This window comes from Paenibacillus sp. HGF5, from assembly GCF_000204455.1.
In the GTDB taxonomy this organism is placed as follows: Bacteria; Bacillota; Bacilli; order Paenibacillales; family Paenibacillaceae; genus Paenibacillus_AQ; species Paenibacillus_AQ lautus_A.
The window spans coordinates 1-7749 of the sequence record NZ_AEXS01000014.1; the positions used below are offsets into that span (position 1 = coordinate 1).

At 44.9% G+C, this 7749-nt stretch carries 8 protein-coding genes and 1 pseudogene; 5 read left to right on the forward strand and 4 right to left on the reverse strand.

Features of this window, described 5'->3' with window-relative positions; translation table 11 throughout:
- The first annotated feature begins 109 nt into the window (after window positions 1–109).
- On the forward strand, window positions 110–487 hold the full coding sequence (locus tag HMPREF9412_RS01500) for an SDR family NAD(P)-dependent oxidoreductase (RefSeq protein ID WP_441295356.1): 378 nt from the start codon (window positions 110–112) through the stop codon (window positions 485–487).
- 310 nt (window positions 488–797) lie between these two features.
- Here the strand turns inward: HMPREF9412_RS01500 and HMPREF9412_RS01505 are convergent, their stop codons facing one another.
- Window positions 798–1484 carry a TetR/AcrR family transcriptional regulator gene (locus HMPREF9412_RS01505; RefSeq protein WP_009589507.1) on the reverse strand — a complete coding sequence of 229 codons (687 nt, stop codon included), beginning with the start codon at window positions 1482–1484 and terminating at the stop codon, window positions 798–800.
- A 137-nt stretch (window positions 1485–1621) separates the two neighbouring features.
- On the opposite strand from HMPREF9412_RS01505, the pseudogene HMPREF9412_RS01510 reads away from it, so the two are divergent.
- A pseudogene (locus HMPREF9412_RS01510) lies at window positions 1622–2368 on the forward strand (MATE family efflux transporter); the annotation flags it as partial.
- A 360-nt stretch (window positions 2369–2728) separates the two neighbouring features.
- Here HMPREF9412_RS01510 and HMPREF9412_RS01515 read toward each other — a convergent pair.
- From HMPREF9412_RS01515 to HMPREF9412_RS01525, 3 genes are all read right to left on the reverse strand, one after another.
- Entirely contained in the window at window positions 2729–3448 is a 720-nt protein-coding gene (locus tag HMPREF9412_RS01515) for a hypothetical protein (protein ID WP_009589508.1), read from the reverse strand.
- Window positions 3449–3561: 113 nt separating this feature from the next.
- Window positions 3562–4914, reverse strand: coding sequence for a sensor histidine kinase (locus tag HMPREF9412_RS01520; protein ID WP_254663979.1), 1353 nt, complete (start codon window positions 4912–4914; stop codon window positions 3562–3564).
- 71 nt (window positions 4915–4985) lie between these two features.
- Complete coding sequence (locus HMPREF9412_RS01525) at window positions 4986–5693, reverse strand: response regulator transcription factor (RefSeq protein ID WP_009589506.1); 708 nt, start codon at window positions 5691–5693, stop codon at window positions 4986–4988.
- Between the two features lie 155 nt (window positions 5694–5848).
- Between HMPREF9412_RS01525 and HMPREF9412_RS01530 the strand changes: the two genes are divergently transcribed.
- From HMPREF9412_RS01530 to HMPREF9412_RS01540, 3 genes are all read left to right on the forward strand, one after another.
- Complete coding sequence (locus HMPREF9412_RS01530) at window positions 5849–6157, forward strand: GlsB/YeaQ/YmgE family stress response membrane protein (protein WP_009589509.1); 309 nt, start codon at window positions 5849–5851, stop codon at window positions 6155–6157.
- A 172-nt stretch (window positions 6158–6329) separates the two neighbouring features.
- On the forward strand, window positions 6330–6989 hold the full coding sequence (locus tag HMPREF9412_RS01535; protein ID WP_036671000.1) for a TetR/AcrR family transcriptional regulator: 660 nt from the start codon (window positions 6330–6332) through the stop codon (window positions 6987–6989).
- Window positions 6990–7042: 53 nt separating this feature from the next.
- On the forward strand, window positions 7043–7749 hold a 707-nt coding region (locus HMPREF9412_RS01540; RefSeq protein ID WP_009589503.1), incomplete at its 3' end, for an alpha/beta hydrolase.

Consider the following 7749-nt stretch of genomic DNA (forward strand, 5'->3'; position numbering starts at 1 on the left):
CTCGCCTACTGTAATGGCCACATTTCCCTTTTTGCGTCCTGTTTCTGCGTATTTGTGAGCCTCGGGGATCTTAGGTCCGATTCGGTTAACTTCTGTATTAATCGACCATTTGAAGTCCAAAAAAGAAGCCTTTGTCATCAACACGACTTCGATCCTTGGTTTTGTACCATTAGCCGCAACTGCTATTTATTCCGCAACAAAGGCAGCGCTTCATAACTATACGCTGTCTCAAAGATACATGCTCAAAGACACTTCGGTAAAAGTGATAGAAGTTGTGCCACCGTGGGTTCAGAGCAACAACGATGAACCGCGTGCGATGCCACTTTCGTCATTCATTGATGCGACGATAAAAGTACTTGGTATGGATACAGACGAAGTTCTGGTCGAAGAAGCGAAAATGTTTCGAAATAACCCTGGCCCGAACGAAGGTGTTTTTGTGACCCACCTTAACGATACGATGAAGTCTGAACCTCCAAAGATTCATTAATCCACCTATCTTTTAATTTCTAAAATTCAGATGAACATCACTGTGATGGCTCTAATCACAAAAGGCCCTAATGCGATGTAACGAGGATGCTCCAAAATACGATAACCCTATGTACCTTTTCAAACGTTACCATATTCCGGAACCTGCACACATATATACAAATCCATAGCTTACTAGAAATTCCGCAAAAAACTTGCCCTTACTTATGATACGGTTCAACGTATCATCTAGAGCGCGAATTTTGGTGCGACTAAAAGGTAAGCCTATTCAAAACCGCCCATCCGATCACCGGATGGGCGTTTCTTACTTCCTACTTCTCTTGCTCCTTTATCACCTGCTCAATCCCGAGCAGAATCAGCTTCAAGCCGAATTCGAACGCCTTGTCGGTACCCATTAGTTCGAACAGCCCGTTCGTGAACATTCTCCGGAACAGTCCCGCATCCGTCTCGCTCATGGAATCCAGAAGGCGAGTCATTTCCTCACCCGGAAGCGCTCCCGCTCCATGGTCCTTAAGAATCGCGGAGACATTGCGCTGGTGCTCATAATCATCCAGAACGAAGTTGAAGACATAATTCATAATCGTAAGAACCGTTTGTATTTTTTGCTCTTGCTCAAGCGGCGTCGATTCCACGCAGAGCAGCATACGGTTGGTGAACCGGATGATGTCCGGTTCGTGGGGCAGCGTCGACATCATGAGCTGCGTGGAGCAAGGATACCGGCTGAGCACGCTTCGGACCGTTACCGCAAGTCCCTTCAGCTGCTCCTTCCAGTCCCCCTCGGAGTGGTACTCCTCCAGAATGATTTTCGATACCTGGTTGGCCAGACGCTGGTAGAGATTCTGCTTGCTCTTAAAGTACCAGTATATAGAGGGAGCCTGAATCCCTAGCCTAACGGCCAATCGTCTCATGCTGAATTTCTCGATCCCCTCCTCACCAAGTAACTCCCACGAGGCTTCCAAAATCCTATCCTCCGAAATCTGAGGTTGCTGTTTTTTCATCGTTCTCCGTCCTTTTATCTAACAGTGTAAGTTTATTCTTTACAGGTTCATAGGTTCATGATATCATCTAACACTGTAAGGTTCAATCTAACACTGTAAGATTAGACCTAGAATAAATAAAGAAAGTAGTGACCCGCATGGATGCAGAAAACCTCCATTACTTTGAAAAAGCCCCGGTCGCAAAAGCCGTAGCTCACTTCGCTGTACCTATGATGCTAGGCACGTCAATGAGTGTCATCTATTCCATCTTGAATGCCTATTTCCTTGGTACACTTGACAATACCGCCATGTTAACCGCACTCGCATTAACCTTGCCGTTATTCGCAATTATTATGGCGCTAGGCAACTTGATTGGCATGGGTAGCGGTACATTCATCTCCCGTTTGCTGGGTGAGAAAAAATATGATGATGTAAAGCATGTATCTTCATTCGCTTTTTACAGCAGTTTGGTTCTCGGTCTGATTGTGATGGCCGTCGGTCTTCCGTTGATCGATCCCATCGTTTATGGTCTGGGGGCAACGCCTGACTCCTTCGGATTCACGAAGGACTATGTCACGATTATGCTTATCGGTTCACCAATCGTCGTATTATTCTTCACGCTGGAGAATATCGTGCGCTCGGAGGGTGCAGCCATCACATCGATGATCGGTATGATTCTTAGTGTGGTCGTCAATATTATTTTCGATTCGTTCGTCATCTTCGTTTTTCATTGGGATGTGATTGGTGTAGCGTCTGCTACGGTCATTTCCAACTTGGTTGCGAGTGTATTCTACGCCTTCCATATTGGATACAAGAGCCAATTCTTAACCGTCTCCGTAAAATGGTTCAAGGCTTCCAAGGAGATTCTGAGCAATGTATTCAAAATCGGAGTTCCCGTCTTTATTAAGGGCACCTCCTGCCTTTTTATACACAGTGAAGCCAAAAATTTCACCGTCACTTGTGGTAAGGCTCAATGTGTTTGAACTTCAATTATCCTGCCCGTTAGCTTAATGAGTTTGCATGGAAACATAGTCTAATCGGTAATTGGCTCATGTTCTTGTCCTTTTCGGCAATCGGTACAAGTTCTTGTCCTTGGCTCGGGACAAGAACTTGTACCGATAATACAAAAAAACCGCTAATAAAGCGACTTTCAATGGGTCTATATTCTTGTCTACCGACAATAAACGTGAAAATACCTGCCCCTCTCCCGGGCAGGTATTAAAGGTGAATCGTATGAATGGCTTACCAACATCGATCACTAAATATTAGTCCAGGAGGCTGTAGATCTGAATGCTCTCCACCTTGCCATCTTTGATATGAAACGACATCACATCCACATAATTGGATGGCTCGTAACGGAAGTCATCCTCCTCATTAGGGGCTCCATCACCAAGCAGTTTCCCCTCAGGGTAGGCGTTTTTGAGTGTATCCAGACTATCTCCTGTTTTAATGTTTCGCACTGTCGCGTACTTAGGATCTGTAATTTCGATATGAAAGATGGAGTCTTGTTTCCCCTCCGGTATACTGATTGTTTTAATCTCCAGACCAGGATACGTATAAACCTTTTCTGTAAAACCGATTAACGTATCCATGTTTGTTCCATCGCCGGCACGGTACGTATGAGATTTCAGGTTTTCCGGTTTGCCCAGCATCTGTTCCATCTGATCTTCATTGGCTGTATCCGAAATCGCAATGGTGTGCTCATTATAGACAAAAGCAAGCTCCTTCAGCACCACATTGCCTTCCTTCTCCATGGAACCTTCCTTAATAGCTTCAGCACTTTGTCCTTCCGAATTTTCTGAAGCAGGCGCAGTAGAATTGGATGCTCCTTCGCCTTTGGCCTGTTCGTCGGGCGTGTTTTTTTCAGCCGAGTTCTGCACCGCTTCTGGCGACTTGCCCCCATTGGACAAACAGCCCGTCATCGCCATCGTTAGCAAAATACTCAGCAGGATAACAGCTGTAGCTTTGTTTATCAATTTCATCATGATCCCTCCATAAATGTGTGATTTCTTCTTATGAAGTGATTATAAAAAAAGCATTTTTTAGTCTCATAACAGAATTGTATCAATCTTGTAACGTTAACTATTTTCGCGCGTGTTTACGCACGGGGTAACACAATCGTAACGGTCGTTCCTTCCCCGATTTGACTTTCCATGTCGATATATCCATTAAACCGCTCTACAATCTCTTTGCAAATCGAAAGTCCAAGACCTGAACCGTTCGCTGTGCTTGCATTTTTTGCTCGGTAAAAGCGTTCTTGAACTCTCTCCAGCTCATCGCCCGCGATACCGATACCTTGATCACGTATCCGTATAACGACCTCGCTTGGCGTATGTGTAAGCTTCAATTCGATTAGCGATGGACTGCCTGAATATTTGATGGCATTGTCCACAAGGTTGGCGATCGCATGGGACATCAGCATTGGATTCACGTTGGCGTGGACTCTCGTCAAAAGCTTATCCACCGGTTCCGCTTCCGCCTCCCTGAACATAATCTCGATTCCTTTCTCTTTGGCCTTGGCACCCAGACTCGTTGCGACTTGCTGAATCAGTTCGTTCATTTCCGTCTTCTCTACTTCCAGTTCGTTAGAACCAGCCTTGTCGAATCGGGATAGCAACAACAGTTCATTAATCAAGCGCGTCAGCCGATCCGATTCCTGCAGCAGATGAGCATAGACTTTTTGCAGCTCCTTGTTCTCGTTCTCCCCTTCAACCAAGTATTGAGAGAAACCACGAATGGCAGCCAATGGTGTTTTTAACTCGTGAGATACGTTCGAGACAAATTGTTTCTGGTACTGAATGTAATCATGAAGCTGCCGCCCCATGGAATCCAGCCCATCCGCCAGCATGCCCAGCTCATCCTTCCGGTTTAGATGAACTCTCCGAAACTCCTGTCTAGAGAAACTTTGCGCAGCGCCAAGCAACAGCTTAATCGGCTTGGTTGTGTTGCGGGCAATCCACAGACTGGATAACGTAATCAGTACAATAAATCCGCCTGCACCCGCAAATAGGACATAACGGATTTGATCCATAATCGCATAAAAGTAGGAAATGTCCTCCACGAACTCATACACATAAGCGTTTTGGTAGTATTGATCCTGAATGGGAGTGGCAAAATAAAGCAGATGATCTTCCGTTACGGTGTAGGCGTAACTGCCGCTCAGGGCTTTCTCGATATTCTTTTCAAAAATAAGAGGTTTGCCATCATTAATGATGATGCCATCCACAGCCAAGCCCAGCAGCTGCTTGGAGCTATCATAGATGCGTACTTCCTTGCCTGAAGCTTTCAGCTTCTCCAGAGCAAGTCTGACGATTTCTTCTGTCTGCGGTTCTCCTGTCGATGATCTATGCTGTGCCAACACCTCACGGAACGACAACTCGGACAGATCCGCCTTCTCCATCATCTGTTTTTCAATGGTAATGAAGCTGTAGTGATCGATGGCTTTATTCACCGCAAAAATGATGATGCCAAAGGACAGCACGGAGAAAAATAAATAATTCAGCAGTAACCGGGTTGCATACTTCAGGCCTCGCCACCTCCAAGTTGATAGCCAAATCCATAGATCGTCCTGACATACTTCGGTTCGTCCGCGTTATCCTCCAGCTTCTTCCGTAATCGCATGATGGTCATATCCACACTGCGACTGTCTCCCATAAAGTCATATCCCCATCCGATCTGCAGCAGCTCATCCCGGGTAAAGATTTTGTCCGGCCTTTTGAGTAACGTTTCCAGAATTTTAAACTCTTTGGCCGTTAAAGACACGGGTACACCGTTTTTCAGCACCCTTCGGCTTTCCAGATCAAATGTCAGCTCTTCATGAATGATGCGTGTAGATTTCACTTCTGTTCCTTCACTTGATTCCTCCTTGCTCTCGTTTCTTCTCAGAATCACCTTGATCCGAGCGAGCAATTCACGATTGTCAAAGGGTTTGGTCATGTAATCTTCCGCCCCTAGCTCTAGTCCCAGCACCTTATCGATCACCTCATTTTTGGCAGAGAGCATGATCACAGGAACGGCACGTTTCCCGGTGATTTCCTTGCACAGGTCATATCCGGAGCAGTCAGGCAGCATCAAGTCAAGCACCACCAGGTCCGGCCCAAAAGCATCCAGCAGCTGCAGGGCTATTTTTCCGTTTTCAGCCGTTTGAACGACGTAGTTTTCTCTTCTCAGTACGAGCTCAATTAAATCCCTGATTGCGGCTTCATCGTCAATGACAAGTATTTTCTTCAATGTGCACCCCTTCTAGCCTTGTTCCCCAGCTTGAATCATCATTTACCCTCATCTTAGCACAGACGCTTTATATTCCTCCACCAACTGGAAGATGAGGTATTTTCCACTGAGCTCAACATAACTAGTAAGTAAACCCGAAGAATGGAGAACAATCCATGGATCTGCTCTGGGTACTCATTGTTGGTGGACTTATTGGCTGGTTAAGCGGCAACTTATTTGGGCGGGACGTACCGAGCGGTGTACTTGGGAACATGATTGCGGGTTTTATCGGTTCCTGGTTAGGAACAGAATTGCTGGGATCAAGGGGGCTGGTGATTGGCGGATTTCATATTATTCCAGCCATCGTTGTCTCGATTATTGCCCTGCTCATCTTCTTCGCTCTGGCACGCGGCGGACCATTTCCGAAGACGTTAACAAAAAAGAGGCGGAAACCGATACCGTCGTTCATTAGATATTTTTTATAAAGATGCTGCCAGGTCATAAGATGAACACTTTACTCTGTAACCGTTCGTCCCGTCCTTTTCACACCATATAAATCTTTTATTATGATATTAATATTTCGCAACACTGCTTGACATGAGAATGAATTATCGTTATAGTGTGAATCAATTCACACCCCGCATAAAGGAGTAATCTATGCCAAAAAGTACTTTCTTTCGTTTAGATGAAGCAAGGCGCGAGGAAATATCTAATAGCGCTATGCATCTTTTTGTTGATCATCTTTACGAGGATATAACTATGAAGATGGTTTTGGATCGTTTGTCCATGCACCCCGGAACATTTTATCGGTATTTTGAAGACAAAGATGACCTATATTGTCTCTTAATACGTAATGTGACCCAGAAAAGAGCTGCGTATTTTAATAACAGTAATGAAGATTCCCTCCTCCAGTTTTTCCTTACTGGCTTATTTGGTAACGTTAATGGCATTGTGACCGAGCCACTGAATGAGTTGGAAATCAAACTCACTGAAACACTTTTATACATTCCTGAGAACATTTTGCTTAAAATATATCTGAATGTGCTAAAGGGCGAGTCATTCCCCTTAATCAAGGACATTTTACGCCGAATGAGGGTTGATGGATATCTCCGACCTGATATTGACGACGACCTGATTTCTTTTATGTTTGAGTCGATGCAGTTTAATTTAGTCATGTTTTTTAGGGAATTCGATATTAAGGACTCTAAGCTGCAACATAAGATTAGCAAGTATTTTGCTGACTTTATGAGTCATGGGCTGCTTGAAGATCATAAATATGCTGAAATGGTTCGCGATCTCAAGAAAGCCAAGGAGTAGAAGTAATATGTATTTCACACGCGCCACTTTTAGTATTAGGGGGGAACAAGAAAATGAAAACTTTTGACGCATTTCCGGAACCAATTGGCAGCTATGCTGTCGGTCGAACCCAGATGGATTTTGAGTATACGGCATCAGATCATTCAAAAAGAGAACTGACGGCGTTTGTGTACTATCCGTCCGACAGTAGCGAAGGTAAGACTACATCAACGTACATGTTTCCAGAAGTCTACGAAATGCTTGATGAGCAGCCACTTCTCGCTGCGTTGAAGGATGCTTACTCTATAGATATCAAGACCCAGTGTTACGACGATCTTGCTCTCTCCGGGAAGGAAAAGCGCTATCCGGTATTATTCTATGTTTGCGGCGGGGGCGGTTCTCCAGAATGGGGTACCGTGATCTGTACTGACTTGGCAAGCATAGGATATGTTGTGGTAAGTATCGGGCATCAGAATAGCACGATGTATAAGCGTAAAGATAGGCGCCTGTTTAATGTATCAAAGGATTTTTCGGATGTCATTATGGCGTTTTCTGAAGATCCTGAGATGGTGGCGTTGGCTGGTAAGATGGAGATGCGGCCTGACGATGAAATAGCCATTGAGATGTGCCAAAACGTGCTTACACTGCCGATACTTGCCAAGTTAACAGAGTATAGCGAATTACAGGCAGAAGATGTAAGGTATGTAGCCGATTATCTTTATAAACTGGACTCTGGAGAGCTGAATTCCATCTTTAAGGGCAGATTGTTGCTTGACATCGG